The organism is Anaerobacillus arseniciselenatis, assembly GCF_001865995.1.
Taxonomy (GTDB): domain Bacteria; phylum Bacillota; class Bacilli; order Bacillales; family Anaerobacillaceae; genus Anaerobacillus; species Anaerobacillus arseniciselenatis.
Map to the genome: position 1 here is coordinate 107,047 of NZ_MLQQ01000035.1, position 24,611 is coordinate 131,657.

Genomic DNA, 24,611 nt, shown 5'->3' on the forward strand with positions numbered 1-24,611 from the left:
TGTTGCATTTTTGTCAGGGAAACCCCTAATGACTCCTATATACTTGAAGTAGATATAGATTAGGGGGGCTATCTATGCGTTTTCGTAATATGAAAATACTATTTATTGCTATGATGTTACTTTTGACAGCAACGGCATGTTCCGATACAGAAAAAAGTGGTATTCCGCTAGCGAAGGAAGTGGCTGCGGCTGCGACTAATACCGAAGAACTTTTATTAATTGATGATGATGAAGAAACTTTTAAAATAGCCATTGCTTCCATTTTATCGATAAGAGAAACACACAGAACGTATAATAAATTTTTGAACTATATCGAAAGAGAGCTCGGTATGCCAGTTGAAATTGTTCAAAAGCAAACATATTCAGAGATTAAGCGAGCTTTTGAACGAGGAGAAGTGGATGCAGGTATCGTCTGTGCTTATTTAGCGGTACTCGGCAATGATGCAGGGATTTTTGAAAGTGTTGCAAAGCCTATACGTAACGATGATGAAGTCTTTAAATCTTATATAATCGTAAAAAAAGATGCTGATTACCAATCATTATTAGACCTTAAAGATAAAAGCTTTGCTTTTTCTGATCCACTCTCGTATTCAGGGTTTTTGTTTCCGAATTATGAATTGAGAAAATCAGGGTATGATGTCGGTAACTTTTTTGAAAAAACATATTTTACGTATAGCCATGATAACACGATAGTAGCGGTTGCTAATGGTCTAGTTGACGGTGGCTCTACCCATAGTGATGTATATAAACAACTAAAACAAGAAAACGATCCGATAATAGATGAAATTAAAATCATCGGGAAAGGGCCTGATGTAGGGAATTCTCCTTTGGTCGTTAGACCAGATATGGATGAGGAAATAAAAGAAAGACTCGTCGATGTAGTGTTGTCTATGCACGAGAGTAACTACGGTAACAGAGCACTTAAGAAATTAAATGTTGATCACTTTATAAAACCTGCCCCTAACTTATATGAACCAATTAATGAAATGTTAGTTGAGCTAGGAGAAACGAAATGAAGAGTTTTATAAAGTGGTTCGTTACAAGTTTAAAAAATAAAAGTGTGAAAACGAAGGTATTGGGTATAACGATTGGCCTTGTTATTTTAATGGCACTGACATCCACGATTATTTTACGTGAAATTCTTGTTGTAAAGTTAAGTGAGGACTTAGATCGTCGCGCTGTTTCAATAGCTAGTGATTTAAGTGCCCGAGGAACTGACTATACATTATTAAAAGATATCGTTAGCCTCAATAATTTAATACAAGATACAATGAGCAATAATCCTGATATTGAATATATTTTTATTGCCGATGAAAATTTTAACATCGTGATTCATACGTTTGGGTCAGACTTTAAAGTTTCTGAAAAGCTAATAAACATAAACTTATTAGATGGAAATCCTGAGAAATATTCTCACCAACTCGTCACTTTTCAATCTGAAGCAGGAACGATCCATGACGTTATTTCGCCTATGTTAGAAGGTGAAGTAGGTTTTGTGCGGGTTGGGTTAAACGAAAAACAAATTTATAAAACCATTGATGAAATAACGTTCATCATTATTATATCTACTATTAGTGTGGGATTCATCGGCTTCATGATTTCTTTTCTTTTAACGAAAGTAATGTATCGAGATTTAAACCATTTAATCAATGTAACGAAAAAAGTCGGTGCAGGTGATTTACAATGTAAAGTAGAAATTAATTCTAAAGATGAAATCGGATTGCTTGCTAGTGAATTCGATACGATGATTAAAAGATTAAAATATAAAAACGAAGAAAACAATAAATATCTTAACGTTTTAAAATTACGAAATAGTGAGCTTTCTTTGTTGCACCAGCTTGCTGTTAGTTCCGTGGACCTTCATAATTTCAATAAACACATCGAGAGTACGGCTATACGCTTAATGGAAGAGCTGAATTTAAACAGTTGTTTTATCGAGTTGAATTTAGCTGATGAAAGAATTTCTACATTTAAGGGAAGAAGTAATTGTGCAGTTGGAGATAACAAAGCTTGTGAAAACTGCTTGTTTTTCCGAGAGAATAATGTACTTCATGATAAACAACTTTACGTGCCGATCAAGGCAAAAACAGAAATCGGTCAAATAAACGTTTGTTTCGGTAATAAACCGGATGAGACGACGAAAAAGTTTATTCATTCTTTCTCACGTCAGCTTTCCGTTATTGCAGAAAATGCTAGACTATGGAAAGAAGTAAAGTATAAAGAAGAATTACGAATAAAGCTTCTAGAAAGAGTGATTACCGCTCAAGAAGAAGAACGAAAGCGTATTGCTAGAGAACTTCACGATGAGACAAGTCAATCAATTACATCCATTATAGTCGGTCTAACTTTATTAGAGGAACAATCAGTTTCTGAAAAAATGACCCAAGACATTGTAGATATAAAGGAAGTATCCCAAAAAACGTTAGATGAGATCCACTATATTTCTTGGTCATTACGTCCGAGTGTATTAGATGATCTTGGCCTCCTACCAGCGATTAAAAAATATGTCATAGAATATATGAAAAAATATGATATCGATGTAGATATTCAAGTGATAGGTTTTCATCAATTAAGGCTACTATCAATAATTGAAGTAACCATTTACCGAGTCATCCAAGAAGCATTAACAAATGCAGCGCGGCATGCCAAAGCTGAAAATATAAGTATTATATTAAAACATGTAAATGGTATAGTTTCTGTCATTATTGAAGATGATGGTGTTGGTTTTAATGCGAAAAAAGTGTTAAATGGGAAGTTAACGAAAGACCATCTCGGTTTAAAAGGAATGCAAGAAAGGATCGAATCAATAGGTGGAAACTTAATTATTGAATCGAACGAAGGAATCGGGACGACCATTTATGTCAAAGATATCGTGATTGGAGATGAAACGAATGGATAAACCGAAAATAATGTTAGCTGATGATCACGGAGTGCTCCTTTCTGGTATTCAACTATTACTATCTAAAGTAGATGAATGGGAGATTGTCGGCATTGTTTCTAGTGGTGAAGAAGCGGTAGAAAATGCATCTTTATGGGATCCTGATCTAATTTTAATGGATATATCAATGCCGGGAATTGGTGGCATTGAAGCGACAAGGCAAATAAAAGAAAAGTTTCCTCACATTAAAATTCTAATGTTAACAATGTTTTCAGAAGAAGACTATTTAAAAAAAGCATTAAAAGCAGGTGCCTCAGGGTATGTGTTGAAAAAGGCTGTAGACACAGAGTTAATTTCTGCAGTTAGAACGGTATTACAAGGTGAAACTTATATATATCCAACGATGTCAAGTTTTCTATTTAAAGGCTTTACCGAAGAAAAGAAAGATAAAGACGAATGTCCGTTAAGTGCAAGAGAAAAGGAAGTTTTAAAATATGTCGCATTAGGGTTTACGTACCAAGAAATCGCGGACGAACTGTTTGTGAGTGTGAAGACGGTAGAAACCCATAAAGCGAGAATTTCAGATAAATTAAATATGAAAAAAAGATCTGAGCTCGTCCGCTATGCTGTTAGTCAAGGTCTTATCTCGATTAATGAATAATTGATTTGAGATTACACAATTTAATATATTTTATATGTTTTTTTCTTGAATTGTAAAAAAGGTTGATATTTAATATCAATCTTTTTTTGTTTGCTATTTTGTGAAAAAATATAGAGTATTCATAAAATATCCCTATTTATTTAGGGGGTGTAAGGGTAAATCCTGACAAAAAGTAAGGGGGATTATGTACATAAAAAGAAATAGATTTAAGGCTAACACTGATACGAAAATATGAAAAAACATGGGAAAATAAAGATGTGATAAAGATCACAGGGAAAGAAATTCAAATTAGATGAAGGGGTGGAAAAAATGAGTAAGAAACATTTACTAGTGCTTATGGCGATGCTACTGATTGCTGCATTTGCAATCGTTGGCTGTTCGAATGAAGAAGCAACGACGGATGAAACAGATCCAGTAGAAACAACGCCAGAAGACACTACGGATACTGACTCAGAAGGCACTGATGATTCAGACGAGACTCCAGAGCCTGAGCAAGTTGATATTAGTAATGCAGAGTATGTTGGATCAGATAGCTGTGCAGGCTGTCACAACGCTCAACATAGTGGTTGGTCTGAAACAGCGCATCCATTAATGGTTCAAAATGTTGAGAAAAATCCTGATGCAATTAAAGATTACACAAGAGAGTTGATGGAAGCGGAACTTGCTGATTGGGAAAATAGTGAATTCACGACAATTGGTGGCGACAATGAAGGCAAGCGTTTAACTTCTTTTGATGAGCTTGTTTATGTAGTCGGTGGAGAATGGAAACAAAGAGGTCTTATTAGAACAGAACACGGCTTTAACTTTGTACAGTTCCAAGCAAACCCAGAATGGGTGGCAGCTGATGGTGAAGTAACTCCAGCAAGGTTAAATAGCTATGGTGGTGGACAACAGTACGAAGACAGATGTTTAGGTTGTCACACGACAGGATTTGATTACGAAGAGATGTTAGCGAATCAAGATCGTCGTGGCGATGACGACTACTATTTCGAAGACTTTGTTGGAGAGTTAGGTGTCGGTTGTGAAGCATGTCACGGACCAGCTAGTGAGCACGTTAGCAGCCCTAGCGCAGATACAATTTTAAATCCAGCTAACCTTACAGCTCAACAAGAGTTAGATTTCTGTGGTACATGTCACGCAAGAAACACTGGACAGATTGATCCGGCAACTGGCGAGCCTATGAATCACCAAGATTCTATTTTCTATAAATGGGGCGACGACCTTTACGATCACAAATATGTGACTAGTATTGCTAGAGCTGAAAATGTTTTTGTACGTTACGATGAAGATGGTAATGTTGAAGGCTATTGGGACACAGACGGAGACCAACGTTTCTGGGCTGACGGTTCTGCAAGAAGCCATCGTATGCAGTACAACGAATTAGAAGCTAATGTAATGAAAATGAATTTAGACTTCACATGCTCAACTTGTCATGACTTACATGACCCTAGTACGTTAAAAGGCGGAAGCTGGGAAGCTTTAATTAGTGCAGACTTAGAAAGAAATGGAACAGACCAATCTTGTCATCAGTGTCATGATACAAATTGGGATATTGATGAAGCAATGCCTTACAAGGCAATGAGTGCTAACGGTGTTCAAGATATGAGACAACATACATTCGGAACAGTAACAATTGGTGATGTTCCAGAAGACGACAATGAATAAACAATGACAATGAAGTAAAGCAAAAGCGCTGCATGTATTGCAGCGCTTTTGCTATCGAAGTGTAATTATCAAGTTTTATTTGTTACCGTTCAAAACTGATCGTATGCCCTTCCAACGTGATATTTTTTAAAATGTGCAACTTATTTTTTCGTTTTGATTTTAAATATTGCTTTTCGAAAGGCGCTGCTAACGTTTCGGGTAGTCCTTTTTCGGTAATCTCTCGTTTCATATGCGCTAAAATGGTCTGAAAATCTTTATCAATTTCCTCTTCTAATTGTTTTCCTTTTTCAATATAAGCAAATAAAATGGGAACCGTAAGTTCACCCTTTTCTTTTTTGCGTTCATACTCAATATAAGCTTCATCGATTAAGAAATTGAGTTCGTTTACTGCTTTTTGTTCAATCTCCTCAAACAGCGGTAAATATTTGTTTTGAAGTGTTTCAGCACTATCACTATATACCGAATGAGTACCCACTGTAAAAAACATCATCATTAATAAAATTATATATTTTTTCATAAATTCACCTTCAATCTTTATCCGTTAAAATGTGCACATATATATTAAGTATGAATCAAAATTCCAATTTTTATCCATACAAAACCTTCATGACTATTTACTCGTCACCAGCTAATATGAAAAGGTGGACATTTTCCCTCACTTCGCCTTGACCTTCTTTTGAATCTCAGACGCTCGTTCACGAAAGTATCCACCTTTTTTCATAAAAAAAATTCATGACAGTAACATTTCACCATCTAGAATGGGAAATGTCGGTCGCTTTTCTTTCGCTTCGCTTTAAACTTCTAACGGATTTTAGAGGCTTACTCAAGAAAAGCGACCGAGCATTATTTTGCATCTTAGCTGGTGATGATAGGTGAAGATATATCGTCATGAAGGTTTTGTATGTATAAAGCGGGTTTAGACAATTGCTGAATTCTCAAATTAGTTGTAAAATAAAAATATTAAAGTGGGGAGGAAGTTTCTCCTTGAGGGGGAAGTTTATGAAAGAAGATTTAAACCTATATAAAGATACAACACCTACAAACTTAGTTTCTCTCTTAAATAGGGAGTTATCTAACCAAGAAATAGTTACTCCACAAATTGAGGAGATTTTAAATGAATTAAAAGATTTAAGTTATGCCCTCGATCAATCAACAATAGTTGCTGTAACAGATAGAAGAGGTACGATCTTAAGTGTTAATGATAAATTTTGTGAAATATCTAAATACCGTAAAGATGAGTTGATTGGGAAAAATCATAATCTATTAAAGTCTGGGCATCACCCACCTGAATTTTATCTTGAGATGTGGAAGACGATTATGAGTGGCAACGTTTGGGAAGGTGAAGTGAAAAACAGAGCAAAAGACGGAAGTTATTACTGGGTAAAGACCGTCATCTTTCCGATTTTAGATACTAAAAAGCGACCATACAAATTTATTTCGATTCGAACGGATATTACAGAAGGGAAACATTATGAGGAACAAGTTAGACAGTTATTAAAAAATGACTTTGCTCAAGTTATGAAAAACCTAGATAATTTCGTTTTTAAATTAAAAAGAAATGATGAAAATGACTTTATTTTTACATTAATTGCTGGAAAGCTAGCTAAAGAAATAGGTTTACTAGAACAAGAGCATTTACATAAATCTGTTCACGAAATCATTCCAAATAATACATTGCAAAAACTTCTTAAGCCTGTTGAGAAAACTTTTACAGGGGTAACAAGTAAATTTGAACTTAAGTTTTATAAAATGGATTTATTTATTACTTTGTCGCCGTTTTATCGTAACGGTGAGGTGAAAGAAGTTGTAGGCTCGGTTAGTGATGTTACTGAGTTGAAAAAGTCAGAAAAAATTGTGGAGCACATGGCTTATCACGACTCGTTGACTGATTTACCTAACCGAAGAAAATTAGATATTGATTTAACAGAGCTTATAGTTGACGCCAAACAATCAAATAAAAATGTCGCTACAGTATTTATTGATTTAGATCATTTTAAATTAATTAACGATGCTTTAGGGCACTCAGTCGGCGATTACATTTTAATTATGGCTGCACATCGTCTACAAAGGGCCGATTTGAAAAGCTATAGTAGCGAGTATATGTTATACCACCTAGGAGGCGATGAATTCGTCTATGTTTTCTATGATATTGACGAATTAAGATCTCAAGAAGTTTGTGATTATTTATTCACTTTATTTGAAAGTCCGTTTTTATATAAACAAGCTGATATCCATTTGAAAATAAGTATAGGAGTTAGCCTTTTTCCATTAAGCGGGGAAACGCCAGAAGAGTTAGTGAAAAGCGCAGACATCGCTATGTTTGAAGCAAAAAATAAAGGTAGAAATAAATATTTATTTTACAATCATGATATGAACGCTTCGTTAGTTAAAAAGTTGCAAATTGAAAATGACCTTCGAAAAGCATTGAACACTGAGGGAGAATTACAACTTCATTATCAACCACAAGTAGACCTTAAAACAAACCAAATTGTCGGAGTAGAGGCACTCATTCGTTGGATACACCCTGAAAAAGGGTTTATTTCCCCTATAGAGTTTATTCAAGTAGCTGAAGATAAAGGTTTAATTGTATCATTAGGGAAATGGGTGTTAAAAGAAGCTTGTTCTCAGTTGAAAAAATGGCAGCAGCAAGGCTTTCCTCATTTAAGGGTTAGTGTTAATATCGCAACTAAACAATTTCAACATCCATATTTTATTACTGATTTAACTCAAATATTAACGGAAACTTCTGTATCCCCTCATTCGATCGACCTTGAAATTACAGAAAACAGTTTATTGGATCATACAGAAGACACGATTAATACTTTGACAAATATACAAAACTTAGGCAGTGGCATTGCCATTGACGACTTTGGTACGGGTTATTCATCTTTAAGTTATTTAAAAAACTTTCCTATTTCAACTTTAAAAATAGATCAAACATTTGTGAATGAGTTACCTAAAAATCGCGGTGACCGTGCCATTGTATCTTCGATTATTAACTTAGCTCATAATCTTGGTTTAAATGTAATTGCTGAAGGAGTCGAAGATGAAGCAGCATTAAATTATTTAAAGGAAGAAAATTGTGATCAAATGCAAGGCTTCTATTTTAGTCGACCTGTACCTGCTGCTGATTTAACAGAACTATTAAAAGGGCATTCGTCAATTGCCAAATAAAAGAAGAAAAAAACTATTGAAATATATCGTTACTGTTTGTTATTATAAAAAAGTCGGTTTATGAAAACCGTTGACTAACAACTTTAAAACTAATTGCCTTTCATAAATAGTTGACAAACAACTTTTAACTTGATATAGTAACTAAGTGAATTAAATATTGGAACCAATGCAAGAAGGAGCGCCCGCTTCTCACCTGACTGACACAAATGTAGTTTGCAGGTTACTTAAATATTGATGATAATCAATAAAGGTGTGGGCGTAGTATGCGTCTCACACCTTTTTTATTTAGGAATTGGCTATAAAGCCATAGAGATAAGGTGGGCATAACAGACATGCTTGGTCCTTTGGAGTAGAACACTCACGAAAACTATATTGTTTTTAAAGTGAATGATAACTTATAAAACTAAGTTTATCTAATAAATCATGGAGGTGGCTAGTTATTAGTAAAGACATGTTGGTCAATGAGGGTATTCGTGCCCGAGAAGTTCGTCTCATTGGGGCAAACGGAGATCAAATCGGAGTAAAGTCAAAACAAGAAGCTCTGGAAATGGCTCAAAACGCAAACCTTGACTTAGTTATGGTTGCACCAAATGCTAAACCGCCAGTTTGTCGTATAATGGACTACGGTAAGTTTAGATATGAGCAACAAAAGAAAGAAAAAGAAGCTCGTAAAAATCAGAAGATCATCACGACGAAAGAGGTTCGCCTTAGTCCGACGATTGAATTAAATGATTTTAATACGAAACTTCGCAACGCGAGGAAGTTCCTTGAAAAGGGAGATAAAGTAAAAGCAGCGATCCGTTTCCGTGGTCGTGCGATTACACACTCGCAAATCGGAAGAGATGTCTTAATGCGTCTTGCAAAAGAATGTGACGACATTTCAACTGTAGAAGCGGCGCCGAAGATGGAAGGCCGTAGCATGTTCTTAATTTTAGCTCCAAAAGCTGAAAAGTAATAGTTAACATAGATGAACTATGCTAGGACATGAGCAAGTTTTAAAATAGTAAGTTGTGTTCAAAGGCGATTGCTGATTTTTCTTCATCGGTTTTTGGACATCTTCTAGTAATCAATAAGGGAGGATTTACCTATGCCTAAAATGAAAACTCACCGTGGTGCAGCAAAGCGTTTTAAGAGAACAGGTAGTGGAAAACTTAAGCGTTCGCATGCATTCACAAGTCACTTATTTGCAAACAAGTCAACGAAAGCAAAGCGTAAGCTTCGTAAAGCTGCAATGGTTCATAGTGGAGACTTCAAACGTATCCGTGAAATGTTAACGTACAAAAAATAATTGATATTTTCAACTAAGGTTGAAGATTTGAGGAGGGAAACACGATGCCAAGAGTAAAAGGCGGTTATGTCGCTCGTCGTCGTCGTAAGAAAGTATTAAAATTAGCAAAAGGTTATCATGGTTCAAAACATAGATTGTTTAAAACAGCACAAGTCCAAGTAATGAAATCATTACTTTATGCTTACCGTGATCGTCGCCAAAAGAAGCGTGACTTCCGTAAGCTTTGGATCACTCGTATTAACGCAGCAGCTCGTATTAACGGTCTTTCATACAGCCGTTTAATGCACGGATTAAAAGTTGCTGGTATTGAAGTTAACCGTAAAATGTTAGCTGATTTAGCAGTAAACGATGAAAAAGCATTTGCAGAATTAGCTGCAAAAGCAAAAGCAAACTTAAACTAAATGACAAATAAAAAGTCACTCTCACAAGTAGGGTGGCTTTTTTAAATTTTTAATTTTAAATTAAAAAGGAAGTAGGTTTAAGTAGTGACAATTGAAATTGTTTTTGCATATGCTTTTTTGATTAACATCATTTCATTTGCGTATATGTATGTAGATAAGCAAAGAGCGATAAAAGGTCAATGGCGAGTCCCGGAAAGAAAATTTTTCATTTTAGCAATCATCGGGGGCAGTGCAGGTATCTTTTTAGGAATGAAACAATTTAGGCATAAGACGAAACATTTATCTTTTAAGGTAGGAATTCCATTAATTTTCTTGCTACAATTTGTCCTAATCAGTTATCATTATTTATAGTTCTCATTCATAATTTTTTAATAAGGACAAAGTAGCTAGGGAAAAATTAGGTATAAAAATTTCCTTAAGCGATACAACATAATTCCTGTTAAGGAAGGTGAAAGGCCATGTTTGAACAATTAGCAGAAGCGATACCAGTTTATATAGAAAAGAGCGGGATTATTGCGCCAATCTTATTTGTGCTATTTCACCTCATTCGTCCATTACTTTTTTTACCTGTTCTCTTTGTTTGTATGGTCGGTGGGTATTTATTCGGAGTGATTTACGGATCAATCTTTTCGATTATTGGATTAACGCTAATGTGTATTATTTTTTACTTCGTTGCACAAAAGTTTCCTAATGTATTATCGCGTTTTGCAAAATTAAATAAGAAGATGATGAAAAATGGCCCATTAACAATGAATCAAATCATGGTATTAAGAATGGTGCCATTTGCCCATTTCCATTTATTATCTCTTTACGTTTTAGATCAAACTAATAATTTTAGAGAATATACAAAGTACTCATTTTTAGGTGTAATTTTACCTTCGATCATTTTTACAAGCTTCGGTCAAATGATCGTTGACCTTCCATTATTTTATTCAGTCGTATTATTATTTTTCTTAACGGTTGTATTTTTCGGGGTTAGAAGAAAAGCGATCGAAAAACCAGCGATTATCGAATGGAAGAAGTTTTTTAAAACGAGTTAAAAACATCCCGGGTAGTTACGGTTACGGGTTCAGTTTAGGAAGAGAAAATATGAAATAAAGTTTTTAGAGGCTGGGACAAAACAAAGTGTCAGACACCGCTAGACACCAAATATAGACATATGATAAATCTTTACGTCTATATTTAGTAGGATGGGCGTGGTGTCAGACACCTTTGTCCAAGCCTCTTTTTGGTTGTCTAGGAAAACTATAAAGACAAAGTATTTGTAGATAACATTTTAACACGAAAGCTGTCTAGCTCCTGCGGTTACTCGTCGCAAAGCACAAGGAACAAATCTAAGAAGCTGCTTTGCTGACCAAGGCGGCTTGCGCTTTTCTTGCTTTTCTTATTATTTTAACAAAAGTTCTTTAATAGGGCTTTTCCAATCGATTTTAGCATTTGGATAAGCTAAAATAATTTCTTTTTCAATAAAATAAAAGTCCTCTTTATTAAGCCCTTGTAGTTTATCTGGATTCTTGACCCAAACTTGGACTGTTACTACTTCGAAGGCCTTGTCAGTCGTTCCCAAATATTTTTCTCCTTCAAATAGAACACCTCGATATGTGATTAAAAAGTTTTTTCTAATATTTTGTTTATCATCTAAAAAGTAAAATTGCTTTTTTTCGTGTGCTAATTCGAGCTTACGTTTTGGATTCATTAAATATTTAATCGAACTGTATGCTAAAATAATAACGGCTATTAATATTAATAATCGGAATAAAAAAACAACCATTGGTATCCCCCTAACGACAAAGTGGTCTTAATTAGTATAAACGAAACTGTCCTTATTTACATTACGAATGATCAAAGAAAAGGTTTCAAAAATTTTGTTTAAGTTGGATAGCTGGTTTGTTGGTTGGTTAGATATTTAGTTGGAAAGTTGGAAAACCAGTGAAGAAAAGGAAATCATCTGTCTTTTACAACTTAAATGGTGACGGACAATGGTCATGCGGGTTTTGTAAGGAAAAGGTAATTGGAGGTGGATTTTCTTTCACGAGCCTCTAAAATTCGATAGAAGTTTACAGTGAAGTGAAAGAAAATCCACCTCCAATTTTCATTTTAGATGGTTACGGAATACCGTTACCGTCATGAAGGTTTTGAATGGAAAAGGCTGACAGGGATAATAATAATTTTTATAAACAGGAGGAAGAAATGAGTTACAATTTAAAAATTAAATTATTAAATGACGATGCGGTTATACCGTACCGAGCGAATAAAGGAGATGCAGGTCTTGATTTGTTTTCCGTTGAAGAAAAAATGATTAAACCAGGGGAAGCAGCGCTAATAAGTACAGGGATTATGATCGAATTGCCGGAAGGAACAGAAGCTCAAGTAAGGCCGAGAAGTGGCTTAGCATTAAAACATTCAGTTACGGTTTTAAATAGCCCAGGAACGATTGATGAAGGTTACAGAGGAGAAATTAAAGTAATATTAATTAATCACGGAAAAGAAGATTTTAAAGTGGAAAAACAAATGCGAATTGCGCAAATGGTCATAGCACAAGTAGCGAAAGTAAATATTATTGAAGTAGATCAAGTAACAACTACTGATAGAGGTGAAGGAGGGTTCGGTTCGTCCGGGGTGTCACAGTAGTAGAACAATTGAGAATTATTTCGATTACCGTTATAATAGTGTTGGTAAACATAACTAAATTTTTTTAGGAGGCATTTACATATGGATAACACTTTAAAAATGTTAAAAGATTTAACAGATGCGAACGGGATTCCTGGAAATGAACGAGAGCCTCGTGAAGTAATGAAAAAGCATATTGAGCCTTTTGCAGATGAAATTACTCAAGATCATCTCGGTAGCTTAATCGCTAAAAAGAACGGCTCTGCTGAAGGACCAAAAATTATGGTTGCTGGTCACTTAGATGAAATCGGTTTTATGGTTACGAGTATTGATGATAAAGGTTATTTACGTTTTCAATGTGTCGGCGGTTGGTGGGAGCAAGTAATGCTTGCACAACGCGTTACTGTTATGACAAGTAATGGAAATGTACCAGGAGTAATTGGCTCAAAACCACCGCACATTCTACCTCCAGAAGCACGTAAAAAGCCTGTTGATAAAAAGGACATGTTTATTGACATTGGAGCTTCAAGCAAAGAAGAAGCAATGGAGTTTGGTGTTCGCCCTGGAGATTCAGTTGTTCCAGTTTGCGAATTTACGGTAATGAAAAATGAAAAAATGTTAATGGCAAAAGCGTGGGACAACCGTATCGGATGTGCAATTGCGGTTGAAGTACTTCGTCAGCTAAAAGATGTTGATCATCCGAACACAGTTTATGGTGTAGGAACAGTTCAAGAAGAAGTAGGGCTTCGTGGTGCTCGCACTGCAGCACATGCGATTCAACCAGATATCGGCTTTGCAGTTGATGTAGGGATTGCAGGGGACACACCAGGTGTTACTGAAAAAGAAGCGCTATCAAAAATGGGTAAAGGTCCACAAGTGATCATGTATGATGCTTCGATGATTTCTCATAAAGGACTTCGTGACTTTGTAACAAATACAGCTGATGAAGCAGAAATTCCATATCAGTTTGACTATGTAGCAGGTGGCGGAACAGATGCAGGTGCGATCCACTTAACAGCAAATGGTTCACCAGCGCTAGCAATTACAATTGCGACACGTTACATCCATAGTCATGCAGCGATTTTACACAGAGATGATTTTGAAAACGCTGTAAAATTAATCGTTGAGGTTATCAAAAAGTTAGATAAAGATACTGTAGCAAAAATTACATTTGACTAAGTTTTATGACGGTAGGCGGGCGCCTTGCGCTTTTCTAAAGGAAAAATTGTTATAAATTCTTACAAAAATAATGAGAATTCGCTAGCTCCTGTATAAAATATAATTACTACAAAAGATAGGGGCGATGAAACATGAAAAATGAAGCAGAGAAATTAGCAGTTGAAATAATTCGCCTCGACTTAATGCGAGATGAATTATTAGAGAAATTAATTGTACTTTCAGGAAATCAGGCGCACGAAATCCTTCGATGCGTTCAAAACAATCAGTACATTGAAGCGAGGGAATAATAAAAAGTAAGTTGTTTATTACAGAGGCGTTGTGGAATAAAGTGTTAAACAAAAAGGTGTGCGATTTGTATTACTAAGTCGCACACCAACTTTACTTCTATTAAAATTTAGAACAACTTTGACTTTTATATGACCTATTCTTCTTTACTTCTGTAACCCCTGTGAAATCGAAGAAATTACTTCTTGTTTGCTTTGTTCATCTGCTTGTTTCCAGTAAACTTCAAACAAAACCCCTAAACCTGGTAGCATTTTTTCTTCGCCACTTTGCATTGCATCAGCAATGGTTGCTTTTACATCTTCTTCAGTACTATTTTGTACATTTTGTAAAATCGCGCCGCGTAAATTAAATCCCATCTTTACTCACTCCTTGTGATAAAATAAATCTTATTGCTATTCAGTTATAGTATGACAATAATTGGACGAAAATATTTATAATATAAATGAGTATAAATAAATATTTTTACATACAAAATGCCCATGACGGAACAAAAGTCACTATTTAACATGAATAAGTTGGGCGATTTTATTTAAATAAAAGGAGAAAAAAATGGAACGGATTGAATCAGTTAAAAACGCAAAAATAAAATCAGTAAAAAAGTTACATACACGCAAAGGAAGGGAAAAACTAGGGAGCTTTTTCATTGAAGGTGAGCACTTAGTTGAAGAAGCAATAAAATCAAACGTAATTATCAATGAAATTTTCGTAGAGGAGAATTTTCAAATCCCTCAAAGCTGGAACGTAACGGATATTCCAATATACATCGTACCGGATAAAATAATGAAAGAAATCTCTGAAACCGAAACACCTCAAGGAGTTGTAGCGGTATGCGAGCTTTTAGGTAGAAAGCCTTTAACGGTTCAAGATGATGGGAAGTATTTATTAATAGATCAAGTACAAGACCCGGGGAATTTAGGGACAATCATACGTACCGCAGATAGTGCAGGCTTGTCAGGGGTGATTTTAGGGGCTGGGACAGTCGATGTCTATAATAGTAAAGTAATTCGCTCTACACAAGGTTCTTTATTTCACCTTCCAGTTGTGAAAGCTGATTTAGTTGAATGGGTTGAAAAGTTACAAAATAAAAATATTCCAATCTATGGAACTGCTTTAAATGAAAATGCAAAAGTGTATAATAGTGTGCCTCCACAACAAAGTTTTGCACTGATTGTTGGAAACGAAGGAAGTGGGTTGTCTGGGCAACTACTGAAATTAACAACAGACAATTTATATATCCCTATTTACGGAAAAGCAGAATCACTCAACGTTTCAATTGCAACAGGCATCCTATTATATCATTTGAGAAAATAAAAGCTAAAAGCTTCGAAGAGAAGCTTACAACAATCAAAACTATAATAAAATTTGCCTTCTTGCTAAAAATAACTTATAATTAATTTCGAATTTCATATTAAAAAAACTAGGAAAGAGAGTAGTAAATTGCAAAAACGTCATTTTTAGGGAGGAAATGCCTAGACTGAAAGCATTTCTATGATAGTCGCAATTGAATTCGCTCTGGAGTTGGCACCGGAATATAGAAGTTTTTCTATTAAGGTTGCATCGGTCATAGACCGTTATCAAGTTTGAGTGAACAATTAGAGGTTTTCTAATTGTTAATTAGGGTGGTACCGCGAAGTCAAGTCTTCGTCCCTTTTGGGATGAGGGCTTTTTTGTGTGGAAAAAGTTGGTTAGTTGGTTAGTCGTCTGTTGGTTAGGTCCGCGTACGGCTTTTATTTACAAGGTATCGTGGTTTTGCTTTAAAATGGGTTCTAGCGATCAACTGACTTGACACAAAAAGGTAAATACTTTGTTACAAATAAAGGAGGAAAAATTGATGCAAGAACGTTTAAAAGAACTACAACAAGAAGCGTTAAATCAAATTGAGTCAGCACAATCTTTAAAAGAGCTTCAAGATGTTAAAGTTTCTTATTTAGGAAAAAAAGGACCAATAACAGAAGTGTTAAGAGGAATGGGCAAGTTGTCAGCAGATGAGCGCCCAATCATTGGTCAAATGGCTAATGATGTTCGTGGAGCGATATCTGATAAGCTAGAAGAAAAAGTCGCCAAACTAGAAGAATTAGAAGTAGAAAAGAGGTTAGCAAGTGAAAGCATCGACGTTACTTTACCAGGACGTCCTGCGAACACTGGGGTTAGACATCCATTAACAGCGGTCGTTGAAAATATTGAAGATATTTTTATCGGAATGGGCTTTGGAGTATCTGAAGGTCCGGAAGTAGAAACGGATTATTATAATTTTGAAGCATTAAATTTACCGAAAGATCACCCAGCTCGTGATATGCAAGATACGTTTTATATTACGGAAGAACTTTTATTAAGAACTCATACATCACCAGTCCAAGCGAGAACGATGGAAAAATATGCTGGAAAAGGCCCAGTAAAAATCATTTGCCCAGGGAAAGTATTCCGTCGAGACGATGATGATGCCACACATTCACATCAATTTATGCAAGTAGAAGGTCTTTACATAGACGAAAATGTTCGTATGAGTGATTTAAAAGGAGTTTTATTAGAGTTTGCGAAGAAGTTTTTCGGTCCTGATCAAAAAATTCGCTTACGCCCGAGCTTTTTCCCATTCACTGAACCTTCAGTAGAAGTAGACATTTCTTGTGTCATGTGTAAAGGTGATGGTTGCCGTATCTGTAAAGAAACAGGTTGGATTGAAGTGTTAGGTGCAGGTATGGTTCATCCTCGCGTATTAGAAATGGGTGGATTTGACTCGAAAAAATACTCAGGTTTTGCTTTCGGAATGGGTGTAGAACGTTTAGCAATGTTAAAGTACGGTATTGATGATATTCGTCATTTTTACTTAAACGATAAAAGGTTTTTAGAGCAATTTAAACGAGCTTAAAAGGAGGAAACATTTGTGTTAGTATCATTCAATTGGCTTAAAGAGTATGTCCAGCTAAGTGACATTTCAGCGATAGAATTAGCAGAGCGTTTAACAAGAAGTGGTGTGGCTGTAGACATTGTTCATCCATTAAATAAAGGGGTTAAAAATGTTGTTGTCGGTCATGTCGTAAAACGTGAACAACATCCAGATGCAGATAAATTGAGCTTATGTCAAGTTGACGTCGGTGAAGAAGAGTTAGTACAAATTGTTTGTGGAGCAAAAAATGTCGCTGAAGACCAAAAAGTAGCGGTAGCAAAAGTAGGCGCAGTATTGCCTGGCAATTTTAAAATAAAAAAGGCAAAACTTCGTGGACAAGCATCACACGGGATGATTTGTTCATTACAGGAACTTGGGGTAGATACAAAATTTGTTCCTAAAGAAGTTTCGGAAGGTATTTTTGTTTTCCCACAAGATGTAGAGGTAGGAATAGATGCGCTACAATACTTAAATTTAGACGATGAAGTGTTAGAGCTTGATTTAACACCAAACCGTGCAGATTGCTTAAATATGATCGGTGTAGCTTATGAAGTAGGAGCGATCTTAAGTCGCGAAATTGATGTTCCGACACCGAAATTACAAAAATGTGATGAGAAAGCAGCAGACTTTATTGAAGTTCGTGTTGATGCAATCGAAGATAACCCGATTTATAGAGCGATGGTTATTAAAGATGTGAAAGTAGGACCTTCTCCTCTATGGCTTCAAAATCGTCTAATGGCTGCTGGAATTCGTCCGATTAGTAACGTTGTTGATATTACAAATTATGTTTTATTAGAATATGGACAACCTCTTCACGCTTTTGATTATGCCCGTTTTGGCTCAAAAGAAATTGTTGTTCGTAAGGCAACAGAAGGAGAAGAAATTGTCACATTAGACGATGCTACGCGTAAGCTTGCTAAAGAGCATTTAGTAATTACAAACGGGAAAGAACCAGTGGCTGTAGCTGGTGTTATGGGTGGTGCAAAATCAGAAGTAAACGATGAAACAACGACAGTTTTACTAGAAGCCGCTTATTTTAAAGGCTCAACAGTGCGTAAAGCTTCAAAAGATTTAGGTTTACGTAGCGACTCGAGTGTTCGTTTTGAAAAAGGAATTGATCCAAACCGTGTTGCATTAGCAGCAGAACGAGCAGCACAAATGATTTGTGAATTAGCAGGTGGAGTGATTTTAGAAGGTTGTGTTGAAGTAAATGAGCTTGATGCGAAACCATTACCTGTTGATATTTCAGTTTCACGTTTAAATGACGCGTTAGGAACAGAGTTGACTGCAGAAGTTGTAGGAAATATCTTTAAACGTTTACAATTCATCTACTCACAAAACGAAGATATTTTTACCGTTTATGTTCCAACGAGGAGACCAGATATCACAATAGAAGCGGACTTAGTAGAAGAAGTGGCAAGACTATATGGCTATGATCATATTCCAACGACATTACCTATAGGTCTTACAACTGCTGGTGCCCTTACACCGAGCCAAACTCGTCGTAGAAACGTTCGTCGTTATTTAGAAAGTGTAGGACTAAACCAGACGATCACCTATTCTTTAACGAGCTCTAGTAAAGCAAAAGGTTTCGGTGATACGTTAGAAAATGTAACGCCAATTCGTCTTGCAATGCCGATGAGTGAGGATCGTAGTACGTTAAGAACAAGTTTAATTCCACACGTCCTAGATGTTGTGCAATATAATCACAACCGAAAAATTGAGGACATTGCTATTTACGAGGTTGGTTCGATTTTCTTAACTGAAGAAACAGAAATCACAAAGCAACCTACAGAAAAAGAAATTTTAGCAGGTGCTTTTACAGGGACGTGGCAAAGTCACTTATGGCAAGGCGAGAAAAAGAAGGTTGATTTCTTTGTTGCTAAAGGTGTTTTAGAAGGATTATTTGATCAATTAGGGATCACTGAAAAAATTCGCTACGCATCTGTGAAAAAAGATAGCATGCATCCTGGAAGAACGGCGGCTATTCTTTTAGACGGTGAAGAAATAGGATTTGTTGGTCAAATTCATCCAACGCTTCAAAAAGAGCTCGACTTAAACGAAACGTATATATTTCAGTTAGATTTACAAGTGGTTCTTTCGTCAAGTGGTCAAGAAGTCTTTTATGAGGGAGTTCCTAAATATCCAGCGATTTCTCGTGACATTGCACTTGTAGTCGCCCAAGAGACTCAAGCTGAAGATGTAAAGGACGTTATTAAAAGTAACGGTGGTAAACTGTTAAAATCAGTTCAGTTATTTGATTTATATCAAGGTGAAAAAATGGAAGAGGGCCATAAATCATTAGCGTTTTCTTTAACGTATTTTGACCCAGAAAAAACATTAACTGATGAAGAAGTAACCAACGTCCATAATAAAGTACTCGAAGGCTTAAAAGAAAAACTAGGCGTAACATTAAGAGCATAAAGTAATTAAAGGGGCTGTTCCAAATAGTGTCACACACTTATGGGACAGCTTCTTTTGTATGGAAAGTAGGTTTTGTGACAAAAAAGCAACTTTCCGTATTTTCTATTGTGTAAATAGGATTTACTAAGTATAGTTAAAAATACATAGGATCTTTGCCGTTATTCATTGCACTTGGGCGCTCTTATGTGAATACTGACAGCTTCAAGCATTTTCTAAAAGGTGGGTCATTTTATATGTATAAAGTAAGCAACATTACTCTAATAAAAAAAATAGATTATTGTGTATGGAATGTCGTTTTTCAAATGGACGGTGAACAGATGGAGTATACGACTGATTTTCTTTATTTAATAAAGGAGAAAAAGTGGGTGTTCAATTCCTTAATTACACATGAGTTAACAAGTGTCGTGGAAGGAAATCAATGTATTTATTGTGGCGAAAATAAAATTGCTTGTTTTGTAGCGAGTAAAGACTATCAAAAAATTAAAACGAATGTAGTAAAGAATAAACAGTTTTTAAAGGAAGTCACTGATGAGTTACGTCTCCCTATAGAAGAAATTTCTTCGGACTATTTAGTCGTAAACAATAAAGCTGAATGGGAGAAGCATGCAGAAGAAAATCGCTTTTATGGCAATCTCCTTCGCATAAAAAACAAAAACATGTAAATCGAAAGAATTTTAATACTTTTAACCGGGTAAGGTCGAATGCTAAAAATTAAAAATTAAAACCCTAAAACTCAAAGCTCAAAGTAACTTCTTTGCTTTTTCTGTATTAGCAAAATGTAATTTGCAAAATTGTGTTAACGAATCAACACCGTGTGTTTGAATAAGCTTTGCTGCTGCTTTATCAACATGTGATCCTGCCCCTTTGGGAATTTCGAACCCTACTTTTTCACTTAATTTGTCCATTTCTTTGACGAAAGCATAACGAGCAATAATGGATGCTGCTGCGACGGATAAGTGAACTGATTCTGCTTTTGTTTCAAAAAAAACATTTTTTTCTTGAACGACTTCCTTTTGATCTGCAATGTAACGGTAATAAGTGTCGCGTTCCACAAATTGATCAATTAAAATTCCGTCATACGGAGTTGTTCCGATTTTTTTCTTTAAATGAAGGAGAGCTTTATTATGTAAAATGGCTTTCATTTTTCCTTGGTTCATTCCTTTTGCTTGCAAGGAATTGTATTTTTCATTAGGGAGAACTAAAAGGCTGTACGGTATTGTTTGAATGAGATCTTTGGCAATTTTACAAATTTGATCATCCTTCATTCCTTTTGAATCTTTTACTCCAAGTTTACTTAAAGTAGAAAAGTTTTCTTTCGCAACAAAGGCAGCGACAACAGTGATCGGACCAAAATAGTCACCAGTACCTACTTCATCCGACCCCAATAATGATAATTGCCCGTATTGAGCGGTGTTGCGTTCTTGTTTATTTGATGCATTATGTTTATTTTTTGTTTCCACTGTTTCGTTTGCGAACTTTTCCCAAATGGACGCTTCATCTTCGTAGTTTGCTCCTTGAAACAAAACTTTTCCCGATTTATATGCAGTAACTGAACAATTAAGAGGCTTAGCCGAAAAAACAGCTCCTGGCGGAAGCTTCGTTTGTAAGTCATCTGTATAAAACTCTTTCATTTTTATAATTAAACTACTTGTGACCTTTAATACTCGTTGCCCCAATGTGAAAAAACCCCTTTCGATATAATTTAAAATGTAAAATTTAAAATGTAAAATTAGTGCCAAACAATTTTTTAAATTATAAATTTTAAATTCTAAATTACTTCCCCGAATTTACCTACAGTAAACTCAAAACTCTCCACTCAAAATTCAAAACTCAAAACTAGACTCATTGTACCATTTTTTCTCAACTTTTCTCAATTACTCATCATATATTTCCAATCACGACTGTTCGTGGTAAGATAGAAGGTAGGAATTTTTGAATTGTCGATAACCCAAGGCGCTTACGCTTTTCTATGTCTAGCTCCAGCGCCTAGCTTCTCGAGCGTTTCGGTCCATCAAGATTTGCCTATTCATGAGGGGAAATCGAAGAGGAGGCAAAACGTTGCTGGCCCTCCAACGCTTGTCGAAGCTATTCAAGGCGCTTACGCTTTTCTATGTCTAGTTCCAGGCGCCAACGGCTCGACCACTTCAGTCCTCCCCTTACGGTCTAAAACCTGACCGCTACGGGAAGGTCTTCCAGTGGTTGTCGCCGTTAGGCGGGCGCCTTACGCTTTTCTAATAAGGAGGCTTATTGTGGGGGAAGAAAAAAGTAAACGGCGAACAACCGTAAAGATAAATGGTCAAAGCTATGTAATTTCAGGGCAAGCGGACGTCAGTCACATTAAGGAAGTGGCCAAATTTGTTGATGAGAAAATGAAGAAAATGAGAAATGTTAATCCTTATTTAGATAGTACTCAACTCGCTGTGTTGGCGGCAGTTAATATTAGTGATGAATACTTACGGTTAAAAAAACAGCAAGAAAGTATAAAGAAAGATGGGGAAAAATAAAAAATGCTTAGCTTAATAATTTTAATTCTTTTAATTACTAGTTTTTTTGTTGGGTTTCGTAGAGGGTTTATACTACAGTTAGTTCATTTGACTGGTTTTATTATTGCTTTTATTGTCGCTTATCTTTATCATGCAGAATTAGCGTATCATATTCGCCTTTGGATCCCGTATCCACAGTTTCCTACCGATAATCCGGCGTTCATGTTGGTTGAAGGGTTTAACTTTGAAAATGTGTATTATACTGGGATTGCCTTTGCGATTTTATTTTTTGCAACAAAGATATTGTTGCAGATTATCGGCTCGATGTTTGACTTTTTAGCACATTTGCCAATTTTAAGTACGATTAATGGTTGGTTAGGTGGTATTCTTTGTTTTTTAGAAACGCTGCTTATTTTTGTTGTTCTGTTACATATTGCAGCGCTGTTACCGATTGAGTTCGTCCAAGATTTATTAAAAGAATCGTCTTTAGCAAAATTAATATTAGATTACACACCGATCTTATCTAATTATTTAAAAGAATTGTGGATTGAAAATCAATTATAAGTATGAAGAGGCTGTCCTAAAACTAAGTGTCAGTCATCTCAGGCACTATAAATAGACGGGGCTGTCCCTAAGTGTCTGACACCAGGAAAAACTTACTTAATATAGACGTATACTTTTATTATCCGTCTATATTTGGTGCATGACGGTGTTGGACTTTTTTTAGGGACAGCCTCTCTAAGTATAGTATTTGTTTGGGGTGAACTAAAACTTATAGGACAGCCTCTTTCAATGGTTGAAAGTTGATTTCTAGGAGGGAAACTAGGTATGATAACTATGGATGTAAATAAGAGGTTAACAAGAATTATGTATATTAGAAAAGCAAACAATGAATTTTATTTCCTAACTGAAGCTAATTGAAAATTCGATTGTCGGCACTGCAAGAAGGGATGATTTTTTTGAATAAAAAACAAATAATTCAAGCGTTAGAAACGATTGCAATATATATGGAAATAAAAGGTGAAAATAGTTTTAAAGTATCCGCCTACAGAAAGGCTGCTCAAGCTTTAGAGTTAGATGAAAGAACGATGGAGCAAATTGAAGATCCTTCTAAGTTGAAAGGGATTGGAAAAGGAACAGCGACCGTAATTGAGCAACTAAAAAATGAAGGTAAATCAAGCTTACTTGATGAGTTGAAAGAAGAGTTACCAGAGGGACTAATCCCATTATTAAAACTTCCAGGCCTTGGCGAAAAGAAGATTGGTAAGATTTACCAACAACTTGAAGTTGTTGATATCGAATCGCTTAAGCAAGCATGTTTGGATGAAAAAGTTCAAGTTCTTGCAGGTTTCGGGAAAAAGACAGAAGAAAAAATAATAGCTTCGATTGAAGAGTTCGGAAAACAGCCTGAGCGCTTACCAATCGCCCAAGTTTTACCTGTAGCTAATAAGATTGAAGCTAATTTAAGCAACATTAATGAAATTATTCGGTTTAGCCGTGCTGGTAGCTTACGCAGGTTAAGAGAAACCGTCAAAGACTTAGATTATATTATTGCAACGAATGAGCCAGAAAAAGTTCGCGATGCACTTTTGAAATTTGCAAATGTCGGAGAAATTATCGCTAGTGGAGATACGAAAGTTTCGTTAGTATTACAGTTAGCAGAATTTCGGATTTCCATCGATTTCCGGCTCGTTAAAGATGCCGAGTTTGCGACAGCGCTCCACCATTTTACAGGTTCTAAAGATCATAACGTTCAAATGCGACAATTAGCAAAAGATCGTGGAGAAAAAATTAGTGAATACGGAGTAGAAGACGTTGAAACAGGAAAAATAACTACGTTTGCTTCAGAGGAAGAATTTTTCCGACATTTTGGTCTTCACTTTATTCCACCTGAGGTTCGCGAAGGTGATGGGGAAATCGAAGCTTGGCAAACAGAAAATGAGCTGATATCGATCAATGATATTCGTGGTGATATGCATATGCATTCAACATGGAGTGATGGTGCCCATTCGATTGAAGAAATGGTAGAAGCCGCGAGAAAAAAAGGGTATTCATATATTGCAATTACCGACCATTCGAAATATTTAAAAGTAGCGAATGGATTGACCGTTAAACGACTTCGCGAGCAACACCAAAAAATTGCAAAGCTAAATGAACAGTGGGATGACTTTACGATTTTCACAGGAATTGAAATGGATATTTTACCAGATGGTACGCTTGATTATGATGATGAAGTAATTTCTGACGTCGACTTTGTGATTGCATCGATTCACTCTTCTTTTTCTCAAGATAGAGAGACGATTATGAATCGTCTAAAAAACGCCTTAAAAAACCAACACGTGGACTTAATTGCTCATCCGACAGGTAGGCTTATTGGTCGTAGAGCAGGCTATGATGTTGATGTTGATTTACTTATTGACTTAGCTAGTGAATCAAACACAGCGCTAGAGTTAAACGCGAACCCGCATCGCCTTGACCTTGCGCCACATTGGTTGAAAAAAGCGCAACAAAAAGACGTTAAAATAATGATCAATACCGATGCTCACAACGAAGAAATGCTAGATGATATGGAAATTGGGATTGCGAGTGCGAGAAAAGGTTGGATTAAAAAAGACACGGTCATTAATAGTTGGTCACAACAACAAGTAGTTCGTTATTTGAACCGAAAAGATAAGTAAG

General features: G+C 35.8%; 24 protein-coding genes and 2 other annotated features. Of the genes, 20 read left to right on the plus strand and 4 right to left on the minus strand.

The window, feature by feature from the left end; all coding sequences use genetic code 11:
• Positions 1 to 74: 74 nt before the first annotated feature.
• The 4 genes from BKP35_RS12890 to BKP35_RS12905 all read left to right on the plus strand — a co-directional run bounded on the left by BKP35_RS12890 (position 75) and on the right by BKP35_RS12905 (position 5,204).
• A complete protein-coding gene (locus BKP35_RS12890; protein WP_071313765.1) occupies positions 75 to 1,016 on the plus strand; it encodes a substrate-binding domain-containing protein in 942 nt (313 codons plus the stop codon).
• Complete coding sequence (locus BKP35_RS12895; protein WP_071313766.1) at positions 1,013 to 2,899, plus strand: histidine kinase; 1,887 nt, start codon at positions 1,013 to 1,015, stop codon at positions 2,897 to 2,899. The genes BKP35_RS12890 and BKP35_RS12895 overlap by 4 nt, the downstream gene beginning before the upstream one ends.
• Positions 2,892 to 3,539 carry a response regulator gene (locus BKP35_RS12900; RefSeq protein WP_084031642.1) on the plus strand — a complete coding sequence of 216 codons (648 nt, stop codon included), beginning with the start codon at positions 2,892 to 2,894 and terminating at the stop codon, positions 3,537 to 3,539. The genes BKP35_RS12895 and BKP35_RS12900 overlap by 8 nt, the downstream gene beginning before the upstream one ends.
• Before the next feature lie 309 nt (positions 3,540 to 3,848).
• A complete protein-coding gene (locus tag BKP35_RS12905) occupies positions 3,849 to 5,204 on the plus strand; it encodes a multiheme c-type cytochrome (protein WP_071313768.1) in 1,356 nt (451 codons plus the stop codon).
• A gap of 82 nt (positions 5,205 to 5,286) precedes the next feature.
• On the opposite strand, the gene BKP35_RS12910 is transcribed toward BKP35_RS12905, so the two are convergent.
• On the minus strand, positions 5,287 to 5,721 hold the full coding sequence (locus BKP35_RS12910; RefSeq protein WP_071313769.1) for a hypothetical protein: 435 nt from the start codon (positions 5,719 to 5,721) through the stop codon (positions 5,287 to 5,289).
• Positions 5,722 to 6,203: 482 nt separating this feature from the next.
• On the opposite strand from BKP35_RS12910, the gene BKP35_RS12915 reads away from it, so the two are divergent.
• From BKP35_RS12915 to BKP35_RS12940, 6 genes are all read left to right on the plus strand, one after another.
• Positions 6,204 to 8,378: a sensor domain-containing protein gene (locus tag BKP35_RS12915; RefSeq protein WP_084031643.1), complete on the plus strand. Its 2,175-nt coding sequence runs from the start codon at positions 6,204 to 6,206 to the stop codon at positions 8,376 to 8,378.
• 164 nt (positions 8,379 to 8,542) lie between these two features.
• Positions 8,543 to 8,666, plus strand: a sequence feature (ribosomal protein L20 leader region).
• Between the two features lie 163 nt (positions 8,667 to 8,829).
• Positions 8,830 to 9,333, plus strand: coding sequence for a translation initiation factor IF-3 (infC, locus tag BKP35_RS12920; RefSeq protein WP_071313770.1), 504 nt, complete (start codon positions 8,830 to 8,832; stop codon positions 9,331 to 9,333).
• Positions 9,334 to 9,465: 132 nt separating this feature from the next.
• Positions 9,466 to 9,666: a 50S ribosomal protein L35 gene (rpmI, locus tag BKP35_RS12925; protein ID WP_071313771.1), complete on the plus strand. Its 201-nt coding sequence runs from the start codon at positions 9,466 to 9,468 to the stop codon at positions 9,664 to 9,666.
• A gap of 44 nt (positions 9,667 to 9,710) precedes the next feature.
• Positions 9,711 to 10,067 carry a 50S ribosomal protein L20 gene (gene rplT / locus BKP35_RS12930; RefSeq protein WP_071313772.1) on the plus strand — a complete coding sequence of 119 codons (357 nt, stop codon included), beginning with the start codon at positions 9,711 to 9,713 and terminating at the stop codon, positions 10,065 to 10,067.
• Positions 10,068 to 10,151: 84 nt separating this feature from the next.
• The gene (locus BKP35_RS12935) at positions 10,152 to 10,418 is read left to right on the plus strand and encodes a DUF1294 domain-containing protein (RefSeq protein ID WP_245741965.1); all 267 of its coding nucleotides are present in this window, start codon (positions 10,152 to 10,154) and stop codon (positions 10,416 to 10,418) included.
• A gap of 107 nt (positions 10,419 to 10,525) precedes the next feature.
• Positions 10,526 to 11,107, plus strand: a complete 582-nt coding sequence (locus BKP35_RS12940) for a TVP38/TMEM64 family protein (RefSeq protein ID WP_071313773.1) — start codon at positions 10,526 to 10,528, stop codon at positions 11,105 to 11,107.
• A gap of 347 nt (positions 11,108 to 11,454) precedes the next feature.
• Here BKP35_RS12940 and BKP35_RS12945 read toward each other — a convergent pair whose 3' ends face one another.
• Positions 11,455 to 11,838, minus strand: a complete 384-nt coding sequence (locus tag BKP35_RS12945) for a sigma-w pathway protein ysdB (RefSeq protein ID WP_071313774.1) — start codon at positions 11,836 to 11,838, stop codon at positions 11,455 to 11,457.
• Between the two features lie 419 nt (positions 11,839 to 12,257).
• On the opposite strand from BKP35_RS12945, the gene dut reads away from it, so the two are divergent.
• The 3 genes from dut to BKP35_RS19615 all read left to right on the plus strand — a co-directional run bounded on the left by dut (position 12,258) and on the right by BKP35_RS19615 (position 14,143).
• Positions 12,258 to 12,698 carry a dUTP diphosphatase gene (gene dut, locus BKP35_RS12950; RefSeq protein ID WP_071313775.1) on the plus strand — a complete coding sequence of 147 codons (441 nt, stop codon included), beginning with the start codon at positions 12,258 to 12,260 and terminating at the stop codon, positions 12,696 to 12,698.
• Positions 12,699 to 12,779: 81 nt separating this feature from the next.
• Complete coding sequence (locus BKP35_RS12955) at positions 12,780 to 13,856, plus strand: M42 family metallopeptidase (RefSeq protein ID WP_071313776.1); 1,077 nt, start codon at positions 12,780 to 12,782, stop codon at positions 13,854 to 13,856.
• Between the two features lie 131 nt (positions 13,857 to 13,987).
• A complete protein-coding gene (locus tag BKP35_RS19615; RefSeq protein WP_169819221.1) occupies positions 13,988 to 14,143 on the plus strand; it encodes a hypothetical protein in 156 nt (51 codons plus the stop codon).
• 144 nt (positions 14,144 to 14,287) lie between these two features.
• Here the strand turns inward: BKP35_RS19615 and sspI are convergent, their stop codons facing one another.
• Positions 14,288 to 14,497 carry a small acid-soluble spore protein SspI gene (gene sspI / locus BKP35_RS12960; RefSeq protein WP_071313777.1) on the minus strand — a complete coding sequence of 70 codons (210 nt, stop codon included), beginning with the start codon at positions 14,495 to 14,497 and terminating at the stop codon, positions 14,288 to 14,290.
• 193 nt (positions 14,498 to 14,690) lie between these two features.
• On the opposite strand from sspI, the gene BKP35_RS12965 reads away from it, so the two are divergent.
• From BKP35_RS12965 to BKP35_RS12980, 4 genes are all read left to right on the plus strand, one after another.
• Complete coding sequence (locus BKP35_RS12965; RefSeq protein ID WP_071313778.1) at positions 14,691 to 15,452, plus strand: TrmH family RNA methyltransferase; 762 nt, start codon at positions 14,691 to 14,693, stop codon at positions 15,450 to 15,452.
• Positions 15,453 to 15,551: 99 nt separating this feature from the next.
• Positions 15,552 to 15,793 (plus strand) — a binding site (T-box leader).
• A gap of 179 nt (positions 15,794 to 15,972) precedes the next feature.
• The gene (pheS, locus tag BKP35_RS12970) at positions 15,973 to 17,007 is read left to right on the plus strand and encodes a phenylalanine--tRNA ligase subunit alpha (RefSeq protein ID WP_071313779.1); all 1,035 of its coding nucleotides are present in this window, start codon (positions 15,973 to 15,975) and stop codon (positions 17,005 to 17,007) included.
• Between the two features lie 15 nt (positions 17,008 to 17,022).
• Complete coding sequence (pheT, locus tag BKP35_RS12975; protein ID WP_071313780.1) at positions 17,023 to 19,449, plus strand: phenylalanine--tRNA ligase subunit beta; 2,427 nt, start codon at positions 17,023 to 17,025, stop codon at positions 19,447 to 19,449.
• Positions 19,450 to 19,682: 233 nt separating this feature from the next.
• Complete coding sequence (locus BKP35_RS12980; protein ID WP_071313781.1) at positions 19,683 to 20,111, plus strand: hypothetical protein; 429 nt, start codon at positions 19,683 to 19,685, stop codon at positions 20,109 to 20,111.
• A gap of 78 nt (positions 20,112 to 20,189) precedes the next feature.
• On the opposite strand, the gene rnhC is transcribed toward BKP35_RS12980, so the two are convergent.
• Entirely contained in the window at positions 20,190 to 21,125 is a 936-nt protein-coding gene (gene rnhC / locus BKP35_RS12985) for a ribonuclease HIII (protein WP_139192877.1), read from the minus strand.
• A gap of 573 nt (positions 21,126 to 21,698) precedes the next feature.
• Here rnhC and zapA point away from each other — a divergent pair.
• The 3 genes from zapA (at position 21,699) to polX (ending at position 24,610) form a co-directional block, all read left to right on the plus strand.
• On the plus strand, positions 21,699 to 21,953 hold the full coding sequence (zapA, locus tag BKP35_RS12990; RefSeq protein ID WP_071313782.1) for a cell division protein ZapA: 255 nt from the start codon (positions 21,699 to 21,701) through the stop codon (positions 21,951 to 21,953).
• Positions 21,954 to 21,956: 3 nt separating this feature from the next.
• Positions 21,957 to 22,496 (plus strand): CvpA family protein, encoded by a 540-nt coding sequence (locus tag BKP35_RS12995; protein ID WP_071313783.1) that lies wholly within the window; start codon positions 21,957 to 21,959, stop codon positions 22,494 to 22,496.
• Positions 22,497 to 22,882: 386 nt separating this feature from the next.
• Complete coding sequence (gene polX / locus BKP35_RS13000; RefSeq protein WP_084031644.1) at positions 22,883 to 24,610, plus strand: DNA polymerase/3'-5' exonuclease PolX; 1,728 nt, start codon at positions 22,883 to 22,885, stop codon at positions 24,608 to 24,610.
• The last annotated feature ends 1 nt before the right edge of the window (position 24,611 follow it).

Excerpts from the sequence above, each read along its gene's own strand:
- BKP35_RS12890 (WP_071313765.1), top strand. The coding sequence starts at position 75 with ATGCGTTTTCGTAATATGAAAATACTATTTATTGCTATGATGTTACTT.
- BKP35_RS12895 (WP_071313766.1), top strand. The coding sequence starts at position 1,013 with ATGAAGAGTTTTATAAAGTGGTTCGTTACAAGTTTAAAAAATAAAAGT.
- BKP35_RS12900 (WP_084031642.1), top strand. The coding sequence starts at position 2,892 with ATGGATAAACCGAAAATAATGTTAGCTGATGATCACGGAGTGCTCCTT.
- BKP35_RS12905 (WP_071313768.1), top strand. The coding sequence starts at position 3,849 with ATGAGTAAGAAACATTTACTAGTGCTTATGGCGATGCTACTGATTGCT.
- BKP35_RS12910 (WP_071313769.1), bottom strand. The coding sequence starts at position 5,721 with ATGAAAAAATATATAATTTTATTAATGATGATGTTTTTTACAGTGGGT.
- BKP35_RS12915 (WP_084031643.1), top strand. The coding sequence starts at position 6,204 with ATGAAAGAAGATTTAAACCTATATAAAGATACAACACCTACAAACTTA.
- infC (WP_071313770.1), top strand. The coding sequence starts at position 8,830 with ATGTTGGTCAATGAGGGTATTCGTGCCCGAGAAGTTCGTCTCATTGGG.
- rpmI (WP_071313771.1), top strand. The coding sequence starts at position 9,466 with ATGCCTAAAATGAAAACTCACCGTGGTGCAGCAAAGCGTTTTAAGAGA.
- rplT (WP_071313772.1), top strand. The coding sequence starts at position 9,711 with ATGCCAAGAGTAAAAGGCGGTTATGTCGCTCGTCGTCGTCGTAAGAAA.
- BKP35_RS12940 (WP_071313773.1), top strand. The coding sequence starts at position 10,526 with ATGTTTGAACAATTAGCAGAAGCGATACCAGTTTATATAGAAAAGAGC.
- BKP35_RS12945 (WP_071313774.1), bottom strand. The coding sequence starts at position 11,838 with ATGGTTGTTTTTTTATTCCGATTATTAATATTAATAGCCGTTATTATT.
- dut (WP_071313775.1), top strand. The coding sequence starts at position 12,258 with ATGAGTTACAATTTAAAAATTAAATTATTAAATGACGATGCGGTTATA.
- BKP35_RS12955 (WP_071313776.1), top strand. The coding sequence starts at position 12,780 with ATGGATAACACTTTAAAAATGTTAAAAGATTTAACAGATGCGAACGGG.
- BKP35_RS19615 (WP_169819221.1), top strand. The coding sequence starts at position 13,988 with ATGAAAAATGAAGCAGAGAAATTAGCAGTTGAAATAATTCGCCTCGAC.
- sspI (WP_071313777.1), bottom strand. The coding sequence starts at position 14,497 with ATGGGATTTAATTTACGCGGCGCGATTTTACAAAATGTACAAAATAGT.
- BKP35_RS12965 (WP_071313778.1), top strand. The coding sequence starts at position 14,691 with ATGGAACGGATTGAATCAGTTAAAAACGCAAAAATAAAATCAGTAAAA.
- pheS (WP_071313779.1), top strand. The coding sequence starts at position 15,973 with ATGCAAGAACGTTTAAAAGAACTACAACAAGAAGCGTTAAATCAAATT.
- BKP35_RS12980 (WP_071313781.1), top strand. The coding sequence starts at position 19,683 with ATGTATAAAGTAAGCAACATTACTCTAATAAAAAAAATAGATTATTGT.
- BKP35_RS12995 (WP_071313783.1), top strand. The coding sequence starts at position 21,957 with ATGCTTAGCTTAATAATTTTAATTCTTTTAATTACTAGTTTTTTTGTT.
- polX (WP_084031644.1), top strand. The coding sequence starts at position 22,883 with ATGATTTTTTTGAATAAAAAACAAATAATTCAAGCGTTAGAAACGATT.